The organism is Pectobacterium nicotianae, from assembly GCF_023272715.1.
GTDB classification, from domain to species: domain Bacteria; phylum Pseudomonadota; class Gammaproteobacteria; order Enterobacterales; family Enterobacteriaceae; genus Pectobacterium; species Pectobacterium brasiliense.
Genome location: NZ_CP096821.1, coordinates 1,147,223 through 1,168,860 on the forward strand (window position 1 = coordinate 1,147,223; position 21,638 = coordinate 1,168,860).

General features: G+C 49.3%; 14 protein-coding genes, 2 tRNA genes, 3 rRNA genes and 1 other annotated feature. Of the genes, 11 read left to right on the plus strand and 8 right to left on the minus strand.

Annotated features, from left to right (window positions below; all coding sequences use genetic code 11):
* Window positions 1-199: 199 nt before the first annotated feature.
* From MYB54_RS05060 to btsR, 3 genes are all read right to left on the minus strand, one after another.
* Entirely contained in the window at window positions 200-1,138 is a 939-nt protein-coding gene (locus MYB54_RS05060) for a class I SAM-dependent methyltransferase (protein ID WP_248721591.1), read from the minus strand.
* A 262-nt stretch (window positions 1,139-1,400) separates the two neighbouring features.
* On the minus strand, window positions 1,401-1,712 hold the full coding sequence (locus MYB54_RS05065) for a DUF2799 domain-containing protein (protein ID WP_371928268.1): 312 nt from the start codon (window positions 1,710-1,712) through the stop codon (window positions 1,401-1,403).
* 82 nt (window positions 1,713-1,794) lie between these two features.
* On the minus strand, window positions 1,795-2,511 hold the full coding sequence (gene btsR / locus MYB54_RS05070) for a two-component system response regulator BtsR (RefSeq protein WP_010306189.1): 717 nt from the start codon (window positions 2,509-2,511) through the stop codon (window positions 1,795-1,797).
* Between the two features lie 249 nt (window positions 2,512-2,760).
* On the opposite strand from btsR, the gene MYB54_RS05075 reads away from it, so the two are divergent.
* Window positions 2,761-3,834, plus strand: coding sequence for a 3-deoxy-7-phosphoheptulonate synthase (locus tag MYB54_RS05075; protein ID WP_014916308.1), 1,074 nt, complete (start codon window positions 2,761-2,763; stop codon window positions 3,832-3,834).
* Window positions 3,835-3,840: 6 nt separating this feature from the next.
* Window positions 3,841-4,962 (plus strand): bifunctional chorismate mutase/prephenate dehydrogenase, encoded by a 1,122-nt coding sequence (gene tyrA / locus MYB54_RS05080; RefSeq protein ID WP_010285975.1) that lies wholly within the window; start codon window positions 3,841-3,843, stop codon window positions 4,960-4,962.
* An 81-nt stretch (window positions 4,963-5,043) separates the two neighbouring features.
* Here the strand turns inward: tyrA and pheA are convergent, their stop codons facing one another.
* From pheA to bamD, 3 genes are all read right to left on the minus strand, one after another.
* Entirely contained in the window at window positions 5,044-6,204 is a 1,161-nt protein-coding gene (gene pheA / locus MYB54_RS05085) for a bifunctional chorismate mutase/prephenate dehydratase (protein WP_014916307.1), read from the minus strand.
* Window positions 6,205-6,232: 28 nt separating this feature from the next.
* Window positions 6,233-6,358, minus strand: a sequence feature (Phe leader region).
* Between the two features lie 194 nt (window positions 6,359-6,552).
* Window positions 6,553-6,891 (minus strand): ribosome-associated translation inhibitor RaiA, encoded by a 339-nt coding sequence (gene raiA / locus MYB54_RS05090; protein WP_010285968.1) that lies wholly within the window; start codon window positions 6,889-6,891, stop codon window positions 6,553-6,555.
* 321 nt (window positions 6,892-7,212) lie between these two features.
* A complete protein-coding gene (gene bamD / locus MYB54_RS05095) occupies window positions 7,213-7,947 on the minus strand; it encodes an outer membrane protein assembly factor BamD (protein ID WP_010285959.1) in 735 nt (244 codons plus the stop codon).
* A gap of 134 nt (window positions 7,948-8,081) precedes the next feature.
* Here bamD and rluD point away from each other — a divergent pair, with 134 nt between their 5' ends.
* From rluD to MYB54_RS05140, 9 genes are all read left to right on the plus strand, one after another.
* Window positions 8,082-9,059, plus strand: coding sequence for a 23S rRNA pseudouridine(1911/1915/1917) synthase RluD (gene rluD / locus MYB54_RS05100; RefSeq protein ID WP_039276777.1), 978 nt, complete (start codon window positions 8,082-8,084; stop codon window positions 9,057-9,059).
* Window positions 9,060-9,102: 43 nt separating this feature from the next.
* On the plus strand, window positions 9,103-9,828 hold the full coding sequence (gene yfiH, locus MYB54_RS05105; RefSeq protein WP_039465128.1) for a purine nucleoside phosphorylase YfiH: 726 nt from the start codon (window positions 9,103-9,105) through the stop codon (window positions 9,826-9,828).
* Window positions 9,829-9,961: 133 nt separating this feature from the next.
* Window positions 9,962-12,538, plus strand: coding sequence for an ATP-dependent chaperone ClpB (clpB, locus tag MYB54_RS05110; RefSeq protein WP_039556103.1), 2,577 nt, complete (start codon window positions 9,962-9,964; stop codon window positions 12,536-12,538).
* 490 nt (window positions 12,539-13,028) lie between these two features.
* Window positions 13,029-14,570 (plus strand): 16S ribosomal RNA (locus MYB54_RS05115).
* Between the two features lie 140 nt (window positions 14,571-14,710).
* Window positions 14,711-14,786 (plus strand) — tRNA-Glu (locus MYB54_RS05120).
* A 227-nt stretch (window positions 14,787-15,013) separates the two neighbouring features.
* A 23S ribosomal RNA gene (locus MYB54_RS05125) occupies window positions 15,014-17,920 on the plus strand.
* Between the two features lie 140 nt (window positions 17,921-18,060).
* A 5S ribosomal RNA gene (gene rrf, locus MYB54_RS05130) occupies window positions 18,061-18,176 on the plus strand.
* The 16S, 23S and 5S rRNA genes sit together here with 2 tRNA genes alongside, the layout of an rRNA operon.
* A 52-nt stretch (window positions 18,177-18,228) precedes the next feature.
* Window positions 18,229-18,305, plus strand: a tRNA-Asp gene (locus tag MYB54_RS05135).
* Between the two features lie 234 nt (window positions 18,306-18,539).
* Window positions 18,540-19,328: an endonuclease/exonuclease/phosphatase family protein gene (locus MYB54_RS05140; protein ID WP_039281746.1), complete on the plus strand. Its 789-nt coding sequence runs from the start codon at window positions 18,540-18,542 to the stop codon at window positions 19,326-19,328.
* A gap of 67 nt (window positions 19,329-19,395) precedes the next feature.
* On the opposite strand, the gene mltD is transcribed toward MYB54_RS05140, so the two are convergent.
* Window positions 19,396-20,769: a murein transglycosylase D gene (gene mltD, locus MYB54_RS05145; RefSeq protein ID WP_039281742.1), complete on the minus strand. Its 1,374-nt coding sequence runs from the start codon at window positions 20,767-20,769 to the stop codon at window positions 19,396-19,398.
* A 70-nt stretch (window positions 20,770-20,839) separates the two neighbouring features.
* The gene (gene gloB / locus MYB54_RS05150; protein WP_248721592.1) at window positions 20,840-21,595 is read right to left on the minus strand and encodes a hydroxyacylglutathione hydrolase; all 756 of its coding nucleotides are present in this window, start codon (window positions 21,593-21,595) and stop codon (window positions 20,840-20,842) included.
* Between the last annotated feature and the right edge of the window lie 43 nt (window positions 21,596-21,638).

Genomic DNA, 21,638 nt, shown 5'->3' on the forward strand with positions numbered 1-21,638 from the left:
ACCCTGGCATTATTATGACAGTAAAAAGCCCACCATCTTGGTGGGCTTCGCTTTCCCTGGTGCCATCATTATTGTTTGAATTTCAGTACCATGATGACATTAGGCGTGGTTATTTTATAAACGTTTATACAGATCAATTTTTCAATATTGATCGGTTACGGCGATCAAAACATCGTGTTGATACCGTTTTTTACCCTGTTCAGAACGGCTTATTCGCGATGACTGTTGGGTACATATTCATATGATCGTTAATGAACTGAATATCTGTAAATCCTGCCTGTTCTAGCTGCGACTGTGTTTTCTTGTGAGTACGAAACGCCGTCCACGTTGCTCCAATAATGCGTGAGAAAAGGACATATTGGAGGGCTAGCAATTTTGGATCGGTATTTATCCATGGGGAATCTTGCGACAGCGTAGGGGGAGGTGTCATAAAGCTGGTTATCAACGTACCTCCAGGTTTCAGCCCGGAGTAGAACACGCGGTAAAGCTCAGTAACTTTGTCATCATCTTGTTCATAGACGTTGAGTCCGTTGCTGGTAATCACGTCTGCCTGTGCTGCCAAATCTATTGTCCAGGCATCGGCCAGTACCAACGATATCTTATTTTCCAGCCCTTGCTGACTAGCAAGTTTATAAGCTTCTTCCAGCGCCTGTTTATCTAGATCGATCCCGATTAATTTCACATCTCGATGCCGCGTATAGTCCAACAGCAATAAGTCGGCCATGACACCGCAGGGGACAGATACCATGATAGCGTCGGGGCGCAAGAGTTCTTGAAGCTGGCGTTGGAAAATACCAAATCGTTCACGTGTTGCCAAAACGCTGGGTAGCTGTGTGTAGATGATTTCTTCGAGGGGATTAACATAGTGGGCTGGCTGATGTGCTATCACATTATGCGTCCAGTACGCATTTAACCCGTGATGTTTTATTAAAAACTGGCCTAGCTCAAGGTGAGAGAAAGCGTCCAGAAGCGCGAGTTGTTCCTCTACGGAAATGCCGGGATGGTCGCCGGACTCGATAATTTTGTTCTTTATCGCAGCGACTCGTTCATCATGGCTTTCCTGTGATGAGGTAGCGTGTGATAAGAGTCTTGAACTGCTATTTAGAGACGGGTTATGAGGCTTGCTTGAACCGGACATATGAGCACTCCACAATATCAATCGCTATTAGGAATAATAGATTTAACTATCAGTGAGATATGCATTTTCGTTATCTCAGTATCAGGTTGTTAATAACCTAATGTGATTATTTAATGTGAGCGATAATAGAGGGGAGGTATGTCTGATGTATTTCTGTGCGAGTACAAAAGTGAGTGGAATTGTTACCAGATGCGATGAACCATAGCGTTTTGCCAGCTAAATTGCTGATGAGTATGGGTCATCGTTTATCTTTAGGAGGATGTTAAGGCAGGCTCTGTTGCCAGCGAGTTCGCAGTATCTCAGCATTCTCTACGCCATCGCAGCTGGCGGGAAAGTTTTTCCCTGCTTTTCCCCATTCTTCTATGTTATCTGTACCGCAAAAAGCCGACTGTCCGGCCTGATAGCCACGCAGGTAGGTTTCACGGTCAACTTGAGGGTTACCAAACCATTCCTGCAAAGTGCTATCGTCCTTTACGACCATGCCAGAGATTGCATCCTGATAACCTGTTTCGTACCAGAAGCCCGACTCACTTTTAGCGGGTAGCGACGGGACGTTGCTTTGGCATGCTGTCATTAAAAGAACTACAGCCAAGACATAACTGTATTTCATCATCAAACCTTCAATGTTGCGGCCATTGGCCTGAAGAAGCACCGCATCAGGCGATGCCTAATTTTTCTTTCAGTAATTTGAGATAGCGGCGACTGACGGGGATGTGTTTTCCCGTATGCGTCAATACTTCTGCTGCGCCGTTTTCCATTAACTGGATTTCTTTCAGCTGTTCCGTATTAACCATATATTGACGATGGCAACGGACGAAGGGCGTTTTCTCTTCCAGTGTTTTCAGTGAAAGTTGGGTATAGCCGGACTGGCTGACGCCCACGACGTGCACGCCGCTGAGTTCTGAACAAAGATACTCGACTTCCTCAATCTTGAGCAAAAAAATACGATTGTGTCCGTTACAGGGAATATGGCGGAGTAAGGGCTCTGAAATTATCTGTACGTTTTTATTTACACTAACACCGCGGCGTAAACGATTTAGCGTTTTACTGAGTCGCTGTGCATCCAGCGGTTTAAGTAAATAGTCGAAAGCATGTTCTTCAAATGCCCTCACCGCGTACTCATCATAGGCTGTCACGAAGACGACATAAGGCATATTTTCTGGATCCAACATGGCGACCAGCTCTAATCCGCTGACCTTTGGCATTTGTATATCCAGAAAGATCACATCGGGTTGCAGCCGGTGGATAGCCGGTATCGCCTCCAGCGCATTGCTGCACTGTGCAATGATGGTGATATCAGACTCGTTTTCCAGTAGCAGGCTGAGCTCTTCACGTGCCAGCTGTTCGTCATCGATGATTATGGCTTTCAGCATCCTTCCCCCTTGTTGGCGTGATTCTATCACTATTCAGGCCAGGGATTAGCATGGTTGCATCGGGAAGTGATAGAACAGGCAGATATCGTTTTTCTGGCAATATTTAGGGTGGTAATTTTTTATTTACACTAAGTGGATTGAAATCTTTACGGTTCGTGTTATGGTGTAAACATCACGCGTAGGCAGGTTGTACAGACAGTAGTCTTTACAGACGATCGCGAATATACCGAACTTTTCAGGAATGGGATCATGCAAAAAGATTCACTTAACAATATTAATATCAGTGCAGAGCAGGTTTTAATTACTCCCGATGAATTAAAAGCTAAGTTTCCGCTTAACGACGCAGAACAGCGCGATATTGCGCAAGCGAGAGCGACCATTGCGGATATCATTCATGGTCGTGATGATCGGTTGCTGATCGTCTGCGGGCCTTGCTCGATTCATGACACGGATGCCGCGTTGGAATACGCGCGCCGTCTGAAGTCACTTGCCGCTGAATTAAGCGATAGCCTCTACATTGTGATGCGTGTTTATTTTGAAAAACCGCGTACCACAGTGGGCTGGAAAGGGCTCATCAACGATCCGTTCATGGATGGTTCATTTGATGTGGAGTCAGGATTGCACATCGCGCGTGAGCTGCTGCTGGAACTGGTGAATATGGGACTGCCGCTGGCGACCGAAGCGCTTGATCCGAACAGCCCGCAGTACTTGGGCGATTTATTCAGCTGGTCGGCTATCGGTGCACGTACAACAGAATCACAAACGCACCGTGAGATGGCTTCCGGCCTGTCGATGCCTGTTGGGTTCAAAAACGGCACGGATGGCAGTCTGGGTACGGCGATCAACGCGATGAGAGCCGCTGCAATGCCGCATCGCTTTGTGGGTATCAATCAAACCGGTCAGGTCTGTCTGCTGCAAACGCAAGGGAACATTGATGGTCATGTGATTCTGCGTGGCGGTAAAAAACCCAACTACAGTGCGCAGGATGTCGCCGAATGTGAAAAACAGATGCAGGAAGCGGGACTGAGGCCTGCGCTGATGATAGATTGTAGCCACGGTAATTCGAATAAAGACTACCGCCGTCAGCCACTTGTTGTTGAATCTGCGATTGAACAAATCAAGGCGGGAAATCGTTCCATTATAGGTTTGATGCTGGAAAGCCACCTTAACGAGGGAAGCCAGTCTTCAGAACAGCCGCGTTCAGATATGCGCTACGGTGTATCAGTCACGGATGCCTGTATCAGTTGGGAAAGCACAGAGACGTTGCTGCGTTCCGTTCATCAAGAGCTGAGCGCTGCACGAGTGAAACATTCAGGAGAGTAACAAAATATGGTAGCTGAACTGACCGTATTGCGTGATCAGATAGATGAGGTTGATAAGGAGCTTGTCGCGCTGTTATCACGTCGGTTGCGTTTAGTGGCGGAAGTGGGTGAAGTGAAAAGCCGCCATGGTTTGCCCATCTATGCGCCCGATCGTGAAGCGGCCATGCTCAGCTCACGTCGTAAAGAAGCTGAGTCGATGGGCGTTCCGCCGGATCTTATTGAGGATATCCTGCGGCGTACCATGCGCGAATCCTACACCAGTGAAAACGACAAAGGCTTTAAAACGCTGTGCCCGCAGTTGCGTCCCGTTGTTATCATCGGTGGCCGCGGGCAAATGGGTAATCTGTTTGAGAAAATGCTGACGCTGTCGGGCTATCAGGTGAGGATTCTGGAGCAAGATGACTGGCCGCGCGCGGATGAACTGCTGTCTGATGCCGGCATGGTGATTGTTAGCGTGCCGATTCACGTGACTGAACAGGTGATTGCTCGTCTGCCTGCTTTGCCGGATGACTGTATCTTGGTTGATTTGGCATCGGTAAAAAATGGCCCGCTTCAGGCGATGTTGGCGGCGCATAGTGGTCCGGTACTTGGTCTGCATCCTATGTTCGGGCCAGACAGCGGTAGCCTTGCCAAGCAGGTTGTCGTCTATTGTGACGGTCGGCAGCCAGAAGCCTACCAGTGGTTGCTGGAACAGATTCAGGTGTGGGGCGCGCGTCTGCACCGTATCAGCGCGGTCGAACACGACCAAAATATGATGTTCATTCAGGCGCTGCGTCACTTCGCGACATTTGCCTATGGTCTGCATTTAGCGGAAGAGAATGTTCAGCTTGAACAGCTATTAGCGCTGTCATCGCCAATCTATCGTCTGGAATTGATCATGGTTGGACGGCTGTTTGCGCAGGATCCGCAGCTGTATGCCGACATCATTATGTCTTCAGAGGATAATCTGGCGTTGATTAAGCGTTACTACAAACGTTTTGGCGAGGCGATTGAGCTACTGGAGCAGACGGATAAGGCAGAATTTATCAACAGCTTCAAGAAGGTCGAACACTGGTTTGGCGACTATGCCAAACGTTTTCAGGCGGAGAGCCGTGTGCTTTTGCGTCAGGCAAACGATATTCGTCAATAAACACGTTTACTATCTTGGCTGTGTTTAAGAAGCCATCCCGGGGATACCAGGATGGCTTTTTCAATTATTTGTTCACATCGACTATTCGTTCACATCCACGGGTACGACGTTTTCACTCGGGTAGCAGCCCAATACTTTTAACGAGCGGGTAATGGGGGCTAATCCTTTTAGCGCTTTCTGCATGGCGTCGCTGCGCAGGTTGGCCTGTACGTCCAGATAGAACATCTCTTCCCACGGGTTACCGTTGATCGGCCTGGATTCCAGCTTGGTCATCACAATGCCGTTATCACGCAATACCAGCAGAGCCTCTACCAGTGCACCTGACTGTTGGCCGGTTGCCATAATTAGCGTGGTTTTTGCCGGCACTTGTTCCGTCACATCAATGGGCTTGCGTGCTAATACAATGAAGCGGGTGATGTTTTGCGACTGATTTGCCAGATCGTGTTCCAGCATCTGTAGCTGATAAAGCTGACCACCGGCTTCGCTGCCGAGTGCTGCTGCTTTTGGTGAGTTGAGTGCAGCCACTTTTTCCATCGCTGCAGCTGTGCTCTCACAGTATTCAATCTTCCAGTGTGGAAAACGATTAATGAAATGGCTGCACTGCTGGAACGGCTGCGGATGGCTGTAAACCGTTTCGATCTGTTCCAATGACGTATCGGTAGCAACTAAAACGCAGTGATTTATCGGGTTGGTTAATTCGCCGACGATGGATAAAGCCGTGTGTTGCAGCAGGTCGTAGACGTCGTTGATCGAGCCAGAGCTGGTGTTTTCAATCGGCAGAACGGCATAGTCCGCTTGCCCTGTTTCCACCATATTGAAGATGTCCTGAAATTTCTGGCAACCACACTCAACAAATTGCTCGAAATGTCGTGCGGCATATTGGCGCGCGGCAAGATGGGAATAAGAGCCTTTCGGACCGAGAAACGCAATACGGGCAGAGTGTGACGTTGTTTGGTTGAGGTGATGCTGCAAGAGTGCCTGCTGCGTCAGTACCGAATCTTCAATGATGAGCTGAAATAAGCGGGTAATGTAGTGACCATCAAGATGATGCTTTTTCCCAGCGGCTGTCAGTTTGTCCAGCAAATCACGCTCACGCTCTTTGTCACGAATTGGGCGATGCGAATGCAATTTGCTGCGGGCAACGTCCAGCGCGAGCTCTCGTCTTTGTGCCAACAATTCAATTAATTGCAGATCCAATGCGCTGATGCGTTCTCGCAGTGCCAGTAATGGGTTGTCTGTCATGATGCTGTTACCTGTCTTATGTTCTTATATAAAAAAAGCCTCCTGGTCAGGAGGCTTTTTTGTTCGTCTTCGTATTCTTGCTCTTACGACGAATCGCCTCCCAAATCAGGGGAAGGTGAAAAAGAATACGAAGAAGAACAGTTTATTTGTCATGTTTACTCGGTTAGTCAGGAAGATATCCAGATTCTGAGTAGGTAAGGTAACTGTTGGCTTTTCATCCTGTCAATACAAAATCGCCGAGCGCAATGTTAAACGGGGTATCGCGTTGGCGCTTTAGGTCGTGGATTACGACGCCAGGAATGCAAAAACGCGCCCTCAGGCGCGTTATATTGAGGTAAAGAGGACGAGTTACTCTTCTTGAGTCGGCTGGAGATTTGCTTCTTTGACGCTAGCTACCGCACGTCTGGCTTCACCTTTATGCTGGAGTTTGTCCAACTGACGTTCGAGCTTGGTAATTAGCTCATTGATGGCGGCATACATATCATCATGCTTGGCGCTGGCAACCAGCGGACCATTTGGCGTACTGATAGTGGCATCGGCCACAAAACCCTGTGGTTCTTTTGACAAAATAATATGTGGGTTAATCAGCTGGGTTTGCCACTTGTCCAGCTTAGAAAGACGGTCTTCGACATGTTGACGAATTGCGGGGGTGATATCCATTTGCTTACTGGTAATATTAATAGTCATATAAACTTACCTCTCTGCCTATGTCCGTCTTGGATAATTTCAGCATACAGTGAGTTGTGACAAAAAGCGTGATATTGATCGCTTTTTTTCGTCACTTTTTGTCAAGAAAACGCGATTTGTGAAGCATCATCGGGAATAGGAGGGAAGTGCTTGAGGGGGCATCTGGCCTGTGCCATTATTGATAGGATGTATTGACGTTACCGCGCTGTTGTTGACTCCCGCCAACCTGTTTTTTCTGCATCATTAATGCATTGCCCACCGAACGAGCCATAAAAAACGGCAACCGAAGCTGCCGTCTTATTATTGTGTGCCACTTGTCGTTTATGCTGGGTTCGCAGTGATGATTTTTGCGACTTTGTCCGCCTGAGCGGCCAGTTGCAGTTCGCGATAGGCATTTTCCATCAACGGCAGGGCATTTTTTGTTGCCTGGGTATCAGGGTAATCACGCAGCATTTGCTCAACGCGATTAACTACTGCCACATAAGCGCCGCGTTTCGTGTAGTATTGCGCGACAGAAAGTTCATACTTGGCCAGACGCTCTTTGAGGTAAACCAAACGCTTGTTTGCGTCGGTGGCGTATTGGCTGTTCGGGTATCCCTGAATGAGCTTGCTGAAATCCCGAAATGCGGTGCGGGCATACTGCGGATCGCGATCGGAACGATCAACGCCGAAGAAGCCTTGTAATGCACTGTCATCCAGCGCCATGTCGGTCAGGCCGCGCATGTACAGGACATAATCCACGTTTGGATGGGTCGGATTGAGTCGCAGGAAGCGGTCAATAGAAGCTTGGGCCAATGGCAGCTCTGCGGATTTGTAATAGGCGTAGATCAAATCCAACTGTACTTGCTGCGAGTAGGGGCCAAAGGGATACCGGTTATCCAGTGCTTCCAACTGCGTGATGGCTGCTTTAAAGTTGCCGTCCTGCAGTTTTTGTTGAGCATTGGCATAGATTTCAGATGGCGGACTATCAGGAACCGCATCTTTGGAATTGCTGGAGCAACCAGCCAGCGCCAGGCTCAACGTGGCGGCAGCCACCAGATATTTCATACGCGTCATGACGTTTTGATTATCCTCAGAATGTTATTCCGGGAGGCTGTCCGTTAAGCTCCCGATTTAGACCAGCTACAATAGTACATTATTTTAAACGGCGTCGCCGTCAAAACCCAACGTTAACGAAGAAGCTGCATAATATGGCACAACAAGTACAACTCACCGCAACGGTGGCCGAATCTCAACTCGGACAACGTTTAGATCAGGCTTTGGCCGAATTGTTCCCTGATTATTCACGATCCCGCATAAAAGAGTGGATTCTTGAGAATCGAGTACAGATTAACGGCAATGTCATCAATAAGCCAAAAGAGAAAGTACTTGGCGGCGAATCGGTAGCCATTGATGCATTGATTGAAGAAGAAGCTCGCTGGGAAGCTCAGGATATCAAGCTGGATATCGTGTATGAAGATGAGGATATCCTGGTCATCAATAAACCCAGAGATCTGGTGGTTCATCCCGGTGCGGGTAACCCAGATGGCACAGTATTGAATGCCTTGTTACATCATTATCCTGAGATTGTCGACGTTCCCCGTGCTGGGATTGTGCACCGACTTGATAAAGATACAACAGGGCTCATGGTGGTCGCTAAAACCGTACCCGCCCAGACGCGTTTAGTCGAGGCGCTACAGGCGCGTGAAATTACTCGTGAGTATGAGGCCGTTGCGATTGGTTCGATGACAGCAGGTGGCATGGTCGATCAGCCTATCGCTCGCCACTCAACCAAGCGTACTCACATGGCCGTGCACCCAATGGGTAAGCCTGCCGTGACACATTATCGCATCATGGAACATTTCCGTGCGCATACCCGTCTGCGGTTGCGTCTGGAAACGGGGCGCACCCATCAGATTCGCGTGCATATGGCGCATATCAATCATCCTCTGGTTGGCGATCAGCTATATGGGGGGCGTCCGCGCCCGCCAAAAGGCGCTTCGGAGGATTTCATTGAGATGCTGCGTGGGTTCGATCGTCAGGCGCTGCATGCCACCATGTTGCGTTTCTACCATCCTATTACTGGCATTCACATGGAATGGCATGCGGAATTGCCACAGGATATGGTCGATCTGATTAATGCGCTGAAAGCCGATACTGAAGCGTTTAAGGATCAGCTCGACTGGTAATATATTCAATACGATAAGTGCCGATTTATAGAGGTGACGGACTATGCTGATATACCCCGACTGGCCTTTGCCAGAAAGTGTGAAATCTTGTAGTACGACGCGTGTTGGCGGACGTAGTGGTGCACCTTATGATTCGCTGAATTTAGGGAATCATGTGGGCGATGAGCCTGCGCACGTTACCGCAAATCGGCAAGCGCTGGTGGAGATGGCTGGCCTTCCCGCTATGCCGCATTGGTTGGAACAGGTGCATGGCACCGATGTGATTCGTATTGGCGAGACGTCCCCAACGTCCGTTTGTGGTGATGCTGCTTATACGGATAAGAAAGGAAAAGTCTGTGCGGTGATGACGGCTGACTGCTTGCCCGTGCTTTTTTGTGCAACCAACGGCGATGAAGTCGCTGCCGCTCATGCTGGCTGGCGGGGATTGCACGCGGGAGTATTGGAAGAAACCTTAGCCTGCTTCCGTGCAAAACCCGCACAAATTATGGCGTGGCTGGGGCCTGCTATTGGGCCTGATGTCTTTGAGGTCGGCCCTGAAGTCAGGGATGCATTTATTCAGCATGATATGGCTGCGGCCTCAGCATTTCGGCCTGAAGGAAATAAATTTTTTGCCGATATCTACCAACTGGCAAGTCTGCGCTTACGTGCCGCAGGGATAACGCAAATTTTTGGTGGAAATGCCTGTACTGTGAGTGAACCTCACAAATTTTTCTCTTATCGGCGTGATGGTGTGACTGGCCGTATGGCAAGTTTAATCTGGCTGATATAACCTATTGAATTAAGACGATCCAAGATAAGTAACGTTTAAATCCTGTCATGACTGGCAAAATAACCTTGAAATTTTTGAGGGATGACCTCATTTAATCTCCAGTAGCAATTTTGACCAGTGTATGGGAGGTGTTATGCGTCTGGATCGTCTTACCAACAAATTCCAACTTGCTCTTGCTGATGCCCAGTCTCTTGCCCTTGGGCGCGATCACCAGTTTATTGAACCACTTCACTTGATGAGCGCCTTGCTTCATCAGGATGGTGGAACTGTTGGTCCACTTCTGACTGTTGCCGGAGCCAATCTTAATCACCTGAAAACCGAAATCGACCAGGCAATCACACGTTTGCCGCAGGTTGAAGGTACTGATGGTGATGTTCAGCCTTCTAGCGAGTTAGTCCGCGTATTGAATATGTGCGACAAGCTGGCGCAAAAGCGTGGCGATACCTTTATCTCTTCGGAGCTTTTCGCGCTTGCTGCGCTGGAGTCTCGCGGCACGTTGGGGGATATATTGAAAAAGGCGGGGGTTACGCAGCAAGGTGTAACAAACGCGATTGAACGAGTGAGAGGAGGGGATCAAGTGAACGATCAGGGTGCTGAAGATCAGCGCCAGGCATTGAAAAAATTCACGATTGATCTCACGGAGCGTGCGGAACAAGGCAAACTCGATCCTGTGATCGGGCGTGATGAGGAAATTCGCCGCACTATTCAGGTTTTGCAACGTCGAACCAAAAATAACCCGGTATTAATCGGTGAACCCGGCGTGGGTAAAACCGCGATAGTAGAAGGGTTAGCCCAGCGTATCGTTAATGGTGAAGTGCCTGAAGGCTTGAAAAACAAGCGCGTACTTTCACTGGATATGGGCGCGCTGGTGGCGGGTGCGAAATACCGTGGCGAATTTGAAGAACGTTTGAAAGGCGTGCTCAACGACCTGTCTAAACAGGAAGGCAACGTCATTCTGTTTATTGATGAACTTCATACGATGGTGGGGGCAGGCAAAGCTGATGGCGCGATGGATGCCGGTAATATGCTAAAACCTGCGCTGGCTCGTGGTGAGTTGCATTGCGTCGGGGCGACAACGCTCGATGAGTATCGGCAATATATTGAAAAAGACGCGGCCCTTGAGCGTCGTTTCCAGAAAGTGTTTGTCGCTGAACCTACTGTTGAAGACACGATTGCTATTCTGCGCGGGCTGAAAGAGCGTTATGAATTGCACCATCATGTACAAATTACTGACCCGGCGATTGTTGCGGCGGCCATGCTATCTAACCGCTATATCGCAGATCGTCAACTCCCGGATAAAGCGATTGACCTGATTGATGAAGCGGCATCCAGTATTCGTATTCAGATTGATTCGAAACCAGAGCCCCTTGATCGGCTTGAGCGTCGAATCATCCAGTTAAAACTGGAACAGCAGGCGCTGAAAAAAGAATCTGATGAAGCCAGCCAAAAGCGGCTTGAATTGCTGAGTGCGGAACTTGACCAAAAAGAGCGTGAATATTCCCAGCAAGAGGAAGAGTGGAAAGCAGAAAAAGCGTCACTCACGGGAACGCAGAATATTAAAGCGTCTTTAGAGCAGGCGAAAATTGCGCTGGAACAGGCTCGCCGTCAGGGCGATCTGGGGAGAATGTCTGAGCTGCAATATGGCAAAATCCCTGAGCTAGAGAAACAGTTGGCAGCAGCAACGCAGCAGGAAGGGAAAACGATGCATTTGCTGCGTAATCGAGTAACGGATGTTGAAATCGCTGATGTGCTGGCGCGTTGGACTGGGATTCCTGTTTCTCGCATGTTGGAAAGTGAGAAAGAAAAATTATTACGCATGGAAGATGAACTGCATCAGCGTGTGATTGGGCAGAACGAAGCCGTTGAAGCGGTAGCAAATTCTATCCGTCGTAGTCGAGCAGGGCTATCAGACCCGAATCGCCCTATTGGCTCGTTCCTGTTCCTTGGGCCAACAGGTGTTGGGAAAACGGAACTTTGCAAAACGCTGGCGACTTTCCTCTTTGACAGCGACGACGCCATGGTGCGTATCGATATGTCTGAGTTTATGGAAAAACACTCGGTTTCACGCTTGGTCGGTGCGCCTCCGGGATATGTCGGTTACGAGGAGGGGGGATATTTGACGGAAGCGGTACGCCGTCGTCCTTATTCGGTCATTTTGCTAGATGAAATCGAAAAGGCACACCCTGATGTGTTTAATATCCTGCTTCAGGTATTAGATGATGGGCGCCTCACTGATGGTCAGGGCAGAACGGTCGACTTCCGTAATACTGTGGTCATCATGACGTCCAATCTGGGATCCGACCTTATTCAGGAGCGTTTTGGTGAACGCAGCTATACCGAAATGAGAGATATGGTGCTTGAAGTTGTTAGCCACAGCTTCCGCCCCGAGTTTATTAACCGTATCGATGAGGTCGTGGTATTCCACCCATTGGGAAGGGCGCATATTACGTCGATCGCACAAATTCAGCTTCAGAGACTGTACAAGCGTCTTGAAGAGCGTGGATATAGTGTCACGATCACGGATGCAGCTTTAGATATGCTTGGGGAAGTCGGGTTTGATCCTGTCTATGGTGCTCGTCCGCTTAAAAGAGCGATACAGCAACTGATAGAGAACCCACTCGCTCAGCAGATGCTGGGGGGGAAATTGATACCTGGTAAACCGATCACATTAGATGTCGATGGTGAACAGATAGTCGCTCGGCAAGAATAATGCGAATGAACTGGTAAGCGAACAACGGGAGCATTCGTTAACCGATGCTCCCGTTTTCACATTATGAGCTCAGGTTGTATTCACTTTTTGTATGTGAAGTGTGCGAAATGGTGTTTTTTGGCTTGTTTTTGAACGGTTGGAAAATAATTTGCATTTAGCACTTGTCAGTAGTCGAGAAGTCCCTATAATGCGCCTCCACTGACACGGCAACAGCGACTTACGAAGTTGGTGTGACAGAAAAAGATTCACCGAAGGCGGTCAGTAATGACTTGACTTCACAGCGGAAAAGCATAGTATATGCAGCCCGCGCCACCGATGAAGTGGCACTGCTCTTTAACAATTTAATCAGACAATCTGTGTGGGCACTCACAAGACCGTATCTTAACGATATAAAAAAGTCTTGAAGAGTGAACAACAGTAAATTCATTACGAATAAACAGTTTTAATTCTTTGAGCATCGCTGACGAGTTCAGCAAATCAAACAAATCTTAAATTGAAGAGTTTGATCATGGCTCAGATTGAACGCTGGCGGCAGGCCTAACACATGCAAGTCGAGCGGTAGCACAGAAGAGCTTGCTCTTTGGGTGACGAGCGGCGGACGGGTGAGTAATGTCTGGGAAACTGCCTGATGGAGGGGGATAACTACTGGAAACGGTAGCTAATACCGCATAACCTCGCAAGAGCAAAGAGGGGGACCTTCGGGCCTCTCGCCATCAGATGTGCCCAGATGGGATTAGCTAGTAGGTGAGGTAATGGCTCACCTAGGCGACGATCCCTAGCTGGTCTGAGAGGATGACCAGCCACACTGGAACTGAGACACGGTCCAGACTCCTACGGGAGGCAGCAGTGGGGAATATTGCACAATGGGCGCAAGCCTGATGCAGCCATGCCGCGTGTGTGAAGAAGGCCTTCGGGTTGTAAAGCACTTTCAGCGGGGAGGAAGGCAGTAAGGTTAATAACCTTATTGATTGACGTTACCCGCAGAAGAAGCACCGGCTAACTCCGTGCCAGCAGCCGCGGTAATACGGAGGGTGCAAGCGTTAATCGGAATGACTGGGCGTAAAGCGCACGCAGGCGGTCTGTTAAGTTGGATGTGAAATCCCCGGGCTTAACCTGGGAACTGCATTCAAAACTGACAGGCTAGAGTCTTGTAGAGGGGGGTAGAATTCCAGGTGTAGCGGTGAAATGCGTAGAGATCTGGAGGAATACCGGTGGCGAAGGCGGCCCCCTGGACAAAGACTGACGCTCAGGTGCGAAAGCGTGGGGAGCAAACAGGATTAGATACCCTGGTAGTCCACGCTGTAAACGATGTCGATTTGGAGGTTGTGCCCTTGAGGCGTGGCTTCCGGAGCTAACGCGTTAAATCGACCGCCTGGGGAGTACGGCCGCAAGGTTAAAACTCAAATGAATTGACGGGGGCCCGCACAAGCGGTGGAGCATGTGGTTTAATTCGATGCAACGCGAAGAACCTTACCTACTCTTGACATCCAGAGAATTTGCTAGAGATAGCTTAGTGCCTTCGGGAACTCTGAGACAGGTGCTGCATGGCTGTCGTCAGCTCGTGTTGTGAAATGTTGGGTTAAGTCCCGCAACGAGCGCAACCCTTATCCTTTGTTGCCAGCGATTCGGTCGGGAACTCAAAGGAGACTGCCGGTGATAAACCGGAGGAAGGTGGGGATGACGTCAAGTCATCATGGCCCTTACGAGTAGGGCTACACACGTGCTACAATGGCGTATACAAAGAGAAGCGACCTCGCGAGAGCAAGCGGACCTCATAAAGTACGTCGTAGTCCGGATTGGAGTCTGCAACTCGACTCCATGAAGTCGGAATCGCTAGTAATCGTAGATCAGAATGCTACGGTGAATACGTTCCCGGGCCTTGTACACACCGCCCGTCACACCATGGGAGTGGGTTGCAAAAGAAGTAGGTAGCTTAACCTTCGGGAGGGCGCTTACCACTTTGTGATTCATGACTGGGGTGAAGTCGTAACAAGGTAACCGTAGGGGAACCTGCGGTTGGATCACCTCCTTACCAAGAAGATGTGCGTTGAGTGAAGTGCTCACACAGATTGTCTGATGAAAATACTGAGCAAGCGCACCTGTTGATGTCATGAGTGTAGACTCATGCTGACGCGAGCGTGCCGGGTTTATGACCTGGTGCGGATTTTTCGTGTCCCCATCGTCTAGAGGCCTAGGACACTGCCCTTTCACGGCTGTAACAGGGGTTCGAATCCCCTTGGGGACGCCAATCCGATAATGAGTGAAAGACATTATCACGAATATCTTAAAGATGATTCTTCGGAGTCATGTTTACGATATTGCTCTTTAACAATCTGGAACAAGCTGAAAATTGAAACATGACAGCTGAACATGCATGACGGCCTTCGGGCGTGTCGTGGTGAATCAGTCTGTCAATGAGTCTCTCAAATAATCGCAGCGCGATGATGATTCAATCGAAACATCTTCGGGTTGTGAGGTTAAGCGACTAAGCGTACACGGTGGATGCCTAGGCAGTCAGAGGCGATGAAGGGCGTGCTAATCTGCGATAAGCGTCGGTAAGCTGATATGAAGCGTTATACCCGACGATACCCGAATGGGGAAACCCAGTGTGTTTCGACACACTATCATGACATGAATACATAGTGTCATGAGGCGAACCGGGGGAACTGAAACATCTCAGTACCCCGAGGAAAAGAAATCAACCGAGATTCCCCCAGTAGCGGCGAGCGAACGGGGAGGAGCCCAGAACCTGAATCAGTTTGTGTGTTAGTGGAAGCGTCTGGAAAGTCGCACAGTAAAGGGTGATAGTCCCGTACACAAAAATGCACGAATTGTGAGTTCGATGAGTAGGGCGGGACACGTGACATCCTGTCTGAATATGGGGGGACCATCCTCCAAGGCTAAATACTCCTGACTGACCGATAGTGAACCAGTACCGTGAGGGAAAGGCGAAAAGAACCCCGGCGAGGGGAGTGAAATAGAACCTGAAACCGTGTACGTACAAGCAGTGGGAGCCTACTTGTTAGGTGACTGCGTACCTTTTGTATAATGGGTCAGCGACTTATATTCTGTAGCAAGGTTAACCGTATAGGGGAGCCGCAGGGAAACCGAGTCTTAACTGGGCGTTAAGTTGCAGGGTATAGACCCGAAACCCGGTGATCTAGCCATGGGCAGGTTGAAGGTTGGGTAACACTAACTGGAGGACCGAACCGACTAATGTTGAAAAATTAGCGGATGACTTGTGGCTGGGGGTGAAAGGCCAATCAAACCGGGAGATAGCTGGTTCTCCCCGAAAGCTATTTAGGTAGCGCCTCGTGAATTCATCTTCGGGGGTAGAGCACTGTTTCGGCTAGGGGGTCATCCCGACTTACCAACCCGATGCAAACTACGAATACCGAAGAATGTTATCACGGGAGACACACGGCGGGTGCTAACGTTCGTCGTGAAGAGGGAAACAACCCAGACCGCCAGCTAAGGTCCCAAAGTCATGGTTAAGTGGGAAACGATGTGGGAAGGCATAGACAGCCAGGATGTTGGCTTAGAAGCAGCCATCATTTAAAGAAAGCGTAATAGCTCACTGGTCGAGTCGGCCTGCGCGGAAGATGTAACGGGGCTAAACCATGCACCGAAGCTGCGGCAGCGACACTTAGGTGTTGTTGGGTAGGGGAGCGTTCTGTAAGCCTGCGAAGGTGGCCTGTGAGGGCTGCTGGAGGTATCAGAAGTGCGAATGCTGACATAAGTAACGATAATGCGGGTGAAAAACCCGCACGCCGGAAGACCAAGGGTTCCTGTCCAACGTTAATCGGGGCAGGGTGAGTCGACCCCTAAGGCGAGGCTGAAAAGCGTAGTCGATGGGAAACAGGTTAATATTCCTGTACTCGGTGTTACTGCGAAGGGGGGACGGAGAAAGCTAGGTTATCCGGGCGACGGTTGTCCCGGTTTAAGCGTGAAGGTGGGTGACTTTGGTAAATCCGGGTCATCGTTAACACTGAGGCGTGATGACGAGTCACTACGGTGATGAAGTAACCGATGCTACGCTTCCAGGAAAAGCCTCTAAGCTCCAGGTAACATCAAATCGTACCCCAAACCGACACAGGTGGTCAGGTAGAGAATACTCAGGCGCTTGAGAGAACTCGGGTGAAGGAACTAGGCAAAATGGTGCCGTAACTTCGGGAGAAGGCACGCTGATGGTAGGTGAAGTGACTTGCTCATGGAGCTGAAATCAGTCGAAGATACCAGCTGGCTGCAACTGTTTAATAAAAACACAGCACTGTGCAAACACGAAAGTGGACGTATACGGTGTGACGCCTGCCCGGTGCCGGAAGGTTAATTGATGGGGTCAGCCGCAAGGCGAAGCTCTTGATCGAAGCCCCGGTAAACGGCGGCCGTAACTATAACGGTCCTAAGGTAGCGAAATTCCTTGTCGGGTAAGTTCCGACCTGCACGAATGGCGTAATGATGGCCAGGCTGTCTCCACCCGAGACTCAGTGAAATTGAACTCGCTGTGAAGATGCAGTGTACCCGCGGCAAGACGGAAAGACCCCGTGAACCTTTACTATAGCTTGACACTGAACCTTGAGCCTTGATGTGTAGGATAGGTGGGAGGCTTTGAAGCGTGGACGCCAGTCTGCGTGGAGCCAACCTTGAAATACCACCCTTTAATGTTTGATGTTCTAACGTGGACCCGTAATCCGGGTTGCGGACAGTGTCTGGTGGGTAGTTTGACTGGGGCGGTCTCCTCCCAAAGCGTAACGGAGGAGCACGAAGGTTAGCTAATCCTGGTCGGACATCAGGAGGTTAGTGCAAAGGCATAAGCTAGCTTGACTGCGAGAGTGACAGCTCGAGCAGGTGCGAAAGCAGGTCTTAGTGATCCGGTGGTTCTGAATGGAAGGGCCATCGCTCAACGGATAAAAGGTACTCCGGGGATAACAGGCTGATACCGCCCAAGAGTTCATATCGACGGCGGTGTTTGGCACCTCGATGTCGGCTCATCACATCCTGGGGCTGAAGTAGGTCCCAAGGGTATGGCTGTTCGCCATTTAAAGTGGTACGCGAGCTGGGTTTAGAACGTCGTGAGACAGTTCGGTCCCTATCTGCCGTGGGCGTTGGAAGATTGAGAGGGGTTGCTCCTAGTACGAGAGGACCGGAGTGAACGCACCACTGGTGTACGGGTTGTGATGCCAATTGCATTGCCCGGTAGCTAAGTGCGGAAGAGATAACCGCTGAAAGCATCTAAGCGGGAAACTTGCCTCGAGATGAGTCTTCCCTGGGCACTAGATGCCCCTGAAGGGCCGTTGAAGACGACGACGTAGATAGGCTGGGTGTGTAAGCGTAGCGATACGTTGAGCTAACCAGTACTAATGACCCGAGAGGCTTAACCTTACAACACCGAAGGTGTTTTGTGGGTGATGAAAGACTCATAGAGAACGATGTTCAGCTTGTTCAGAGATTGGTTCTGGTGGTTGCGTGATGACGAGAAAGATAAAGTCACCATAGTAACGGCTGGAATGAAACAGAATTTGCCTGGCGGCGATAGCGCGGTGGTCCCACCTGACCCCATGCCGAACTCAGAAGTGAAACGCCGTAGCGCCGATGGTAGTGTGGGGCTTCCCCATGTGAGAGTAGGGAACTGCCAGGCATCAAATTAAGCAGTAAGCCAGAGCGATCTGGTGGTTGTAGAGAAATTCGGTGGAGCGGTAGTTCAGTTGGTTAGAATACCTGCCTGTCACGCAGGGGGTCGCGGGTTCGAGCCCCGTCCGTTCCGCCACTTATTATGAAAAAGCCCTAAGTTAACGCTTAGGGCTTTTTCATTTCTGAATATTAGAATTTATATATAAATTCATTCCTTTCTCCTTCTCTTCTTTTTTGTTTTTGCTGATCACTTCATTTTTCCTACCCTATCGCCGAGCGTACATTGTAAGTCTGCGATAAAATTCTATAACAGAAGAGTGCTCTTTTTTGATAGGGTATTTAGAGTATTGAAACCGATAGTGGATTAGGCGTGCGGAAAAGAACCTATGCAATGAGGTATGTTGCCGGCCAACCAGCTGAACGTATCTTTCCTCCTGGGGAAATGCATTATCCGGGACAAGTGCTACCGACAGGCTCATTGTTGCTGGAGGGCGATGTTTTACGCGTCATGGTGTGGAACATTTTTAAGCAACAACGAATGAACTGGCTTTCCGTGTTGCAGAATTTCGGTAAAGGTACCCAGCTAGTTCTGTTGCAGGAAGCGCAAAGCACGCCAGAACTCATCCGTTTCGCAACCACTAACTACCTTTCTGCCGATCAGGTTCCTGCCATTATTCTCCCGCAGCATCCATCTGGTGTGATGACGCTATCAGCAGCTCAGCCAGTATATTGCTGTCCTTTACGTGAAAGGGAACCCCTGTTGCGTTTGGCTAAGTCCTCGTTGGTGACCGTCTACGCGCTTCAGAATGGCCAGAGGCTGATGGTTATCAATATCCATGCGGTTAACTTTAGTTTTGGTGTTGAAGTTTATACCAAGCAGTTGGCTGCGATTGGGGAACAACTCGTACATCATCAGGGGCCAGCTATTATGGCCGGAGATTTTAATGCGTGGAGTCAACAGCGTATTAATGCACTGAATCGGTTTGCGACAAGGATGGGATTGCAGGAGGTACAATTCGTTGATGACCAACGGCGAAAGGCGTTTGGTCGCCCGCTCGATTTCGTCTTTTACCGTGAGCTGACCGTTAACCAGTCTTCTGTATTGGTGACTCAGGCCTCAGATCATAACCCACTGCTCGTTGAATTTAGCCTGAGTTAATCGCTATAAAAAAACAGCCCTCCACAAATGTAGAGGGCTGCTTATCGTTACTAATTCTGATATGACATTAAGAATCAGGTTTTATATTGCTGCTAACATAAAGCGTCAGACGATCGCCTGGCTGGATGTTGGCATTCTTGTTGATAACCGTATTCCAGCGCATCACATCAGCGATATTTACGCCGTGCCGTTTAGCAATGCTCGCCAGTGAATCACCCTTTCTAACCTGGTAGGTGATAGAACTGCTATTGCCTGAAGCTTTGGCAACTTGCAACGTCTGGCCAACCTTGAGCGCACCAGCGCTACGCAGATTGTTCCAGCTCTGCAAATCTTTCGTGCTGACATTAAGCCGTGCCGCAATGGCTGATAAGGTATCACCCGAGCGTACCTTATACTGCTGTGATGCTGGTGTTGGCTGCGTTTGCGCTAAGCGTGTTGGTTGAATCGCTGCGATGTCACCATCAGCCAGTGAATCTTTCAACTGCTCAACGTGAGCTTTAGGAACCATAATGTAATGTGGCCCATTTGGCGCGGTAACATTACGTTTATAGCCCGAGTTATAGCTCTTCAGCTTATTCAACGACAAACCAGCCATCTCAGCAGCTTGCGTCAACTCTATCTGCTGCCCCAGCTCAACCTTTGCTAATGCGCGGCTTTCATTGGGTTGCGGCAGACTCACGCCATACTTCTTGCTGTTTTTAAGAATATCGCTCAAAGCCAGCATCTTAGGCACATAGATTGACGTTTCCCGCGGTAACGCCAGCGCCCAGAAGCTGGTTGATTTTCCTTTCGCTTTATTCGCTTTCATCGCCTGCATGACGCGACCTTCACCACTGTTGTATGCAGCAACGGTCAATAACCAGTCGCCATCAAACATCGTGTTGAGTCGTTGCATCATATCCAGCGCAGCCGTCGTAGACGCAATCACGTCGCGACGTCCGTCGTACCACTGGTTTTGTTTCAAACCATAATTGCGTCCTGTGCCAGGGATAATCTGCCATAGCCCAGCGGCATTGGCGGATGATGTGGCACTTGGATCAAAAGCGCTCTCCACTATGGGTAGCAGTACCAGTTCCATCGGCATTTTACGTTGCTTAATCTGCTCGACTATCCAGTACATGTACGGCTCTGCCCGTAATGTTACATCGTGGAGATAGCTCTTATTTTTCAAATAACGCATTTTTTGCTCGCGGATCCGGGCGTTTTCCGGAACCTCCATCTTCAGCTCGTCGCCAATGAAGTTCCACAGATCTCGTTGCGCGAGGCTATCGTCATCTAGCCATCGCGCTGAGGCCTCTCGACCACCTGTGTACTTTCCTGCTTCACTTTGACTTGCCGAAGACAAACTCTGTGCATGCTGTTTAGGTTGCGAGGTGTCATGTGGTGAGACCTGACAACCCGCCAGCAAGACTGAGGCGATGAGTATCGCTTTAGCCTTCATATGTTGGTCAATAGTTGCTTAAAAGACGAGCAAGGATACTTTGATTAGATGAATAGCACAACCTAAACCTTCAGAAGCAGTCTTTCTTGCTACGTAGCATCTCAAAAACTTGCCAATTCTCTATATTTTCAGGTTCCTTTGACAATTTCCTTTTTAAATCAATTTCATGACAGCGGAGGAATAGATTGATTCTTCTCTCCAGCCCTAATGTCGTTGGTAAACTAGACTGTGATTTTTCTCGTATCTGACTGATTTCATGGAGATAAGCTTCAATAATGGGATCTTCTGGCAATATCGCATTAGAAAATTTTAAGTTTGATAGCGTGTATTCATGAGCGCAGCACACTATCGTATCATCAGGGAGTTCTGCTATTTTTTGAATAGATTCATGCATTTGCCTCGGTGTTCCTTCAAAAATACGACCGCATCCCGCTGAAAATAGGGTATCGCCACAGAACAAAAATGGCGCACTGTAGTAGGCAATATGACCAGATGTGTGTCCTGGAACCTCAATTACAGAAAATTCCGAATTTAACAAAGAGACGGCATTTCCTTCTTCCACCAGGTAGGTTGCGCCGCATTTAGCGGTTTCTTTTGGGCCAAAAACAGGCAGATTAGGGTAATGCTTGAGGAGCTTGCTGACGCCTCCTACATGGTCGTTATGATGGTGAGTGAGCAAGATTGCTTCGGGGAAAAGTGAATGCTGATCGAGCGCATTAAGCACCGGGAGAGCCTCACCAGGATCGACGATCACACAGCGATTTTCTTTATTGCTCAATAGCCAAATGTAGTTGTCCTGAAGTGCGGGGATACTGATAAGATTCATTCATCACCTCTTTTTTCTAGCAGCCTGAGGACGAGAACAGAAG

Bases quoted from the DNA above. Each gene is read 5' to 3' on its own strand.
- tyrA (WP_010285975.1), top strand. From the start codon at position 3,841: ATGGTAGCTGAACTGACCGTATTGCGTGATCAGATAGATGAGGTTGAT.
- bamD (WP_010285959.1), bottom strand. From the start codon at position 7,947: ATGACGCGTATGAAATATCTGGTGGCTGCCGCCACGTTGAGCCTGGCG.
- btsR (WP_010306189.1), bottom strand. From the start codon at position 2,511: ATGCTGAAAGCCATAATCATCGATGACGAACAGCTGGCACGTGAAGAG.
- MYB54_RS05075 (WP_014916308.1), top strand. From the start codon at position 2,761: ATGCAAAAAGATTCACTTAACAATATTAATATCAGTGCAGAGCAGGTT.
- gloB (WP_248721592.1), bottom strand. From the start codon at position 21,595: ATGAATCTTATCAGTATCCCCGCACTTCAGGACAACTACATTTGGCTA.
- clpB (WP_039556103.1), top strand. From the start codon at position 9,962: ATGCGTCTGGATCGTCTTACCAACAAATTCCAACTTGCTCTTGCTGAT.
- MYB54_RS05060 (WP_248721591.1), bottom strand. From the start codon at position 1,138: ATGTCCGGTTCAAGCAAGCCTCATAACCCGTCTCTAAATAGCAGTTCA.
- pheA (WP_014916307.1), bottom strand. From the start codon at position 6,204: ATGACAGACAACCCATTACTGGCACTGCGAGAACGCATCAGCGCATTG.
- MYB54_RS05065 (WP_371928268.1), bottom strand. From the start codon at position 1,712: ATGACAGCATGCCAAAGCAACGTCCCGTCGCTACCCGCTAAAAGTGAG.
- rluD (WP_039276777.1), top strand. From the start codon at position 8,082: ATGGCACAACAAGTACAACTCACCGCAACGGTGGCCGAATCTCAACTC.
- mltD (WP_039281742.1), bottom strand. From the start codon at position 20,769: ATGAAGGCTAAAGCGATACTCATCGCCTCAGTCTTGCTGGCGGGTTGT.
- yfiH (WP_039465128.1), top strand. From the start codon at position 9,103: ATGCTGATATACCCCGACTGGCCTTTGCCAGAAAGTGTGAAATCTTGT.
- raiA (WP_010285968.1), bottom strand. From the start codon at position 6,891: ATGACTATTAATATTACCAGTAAGCAAATGGATATCACCCCCGCAATT.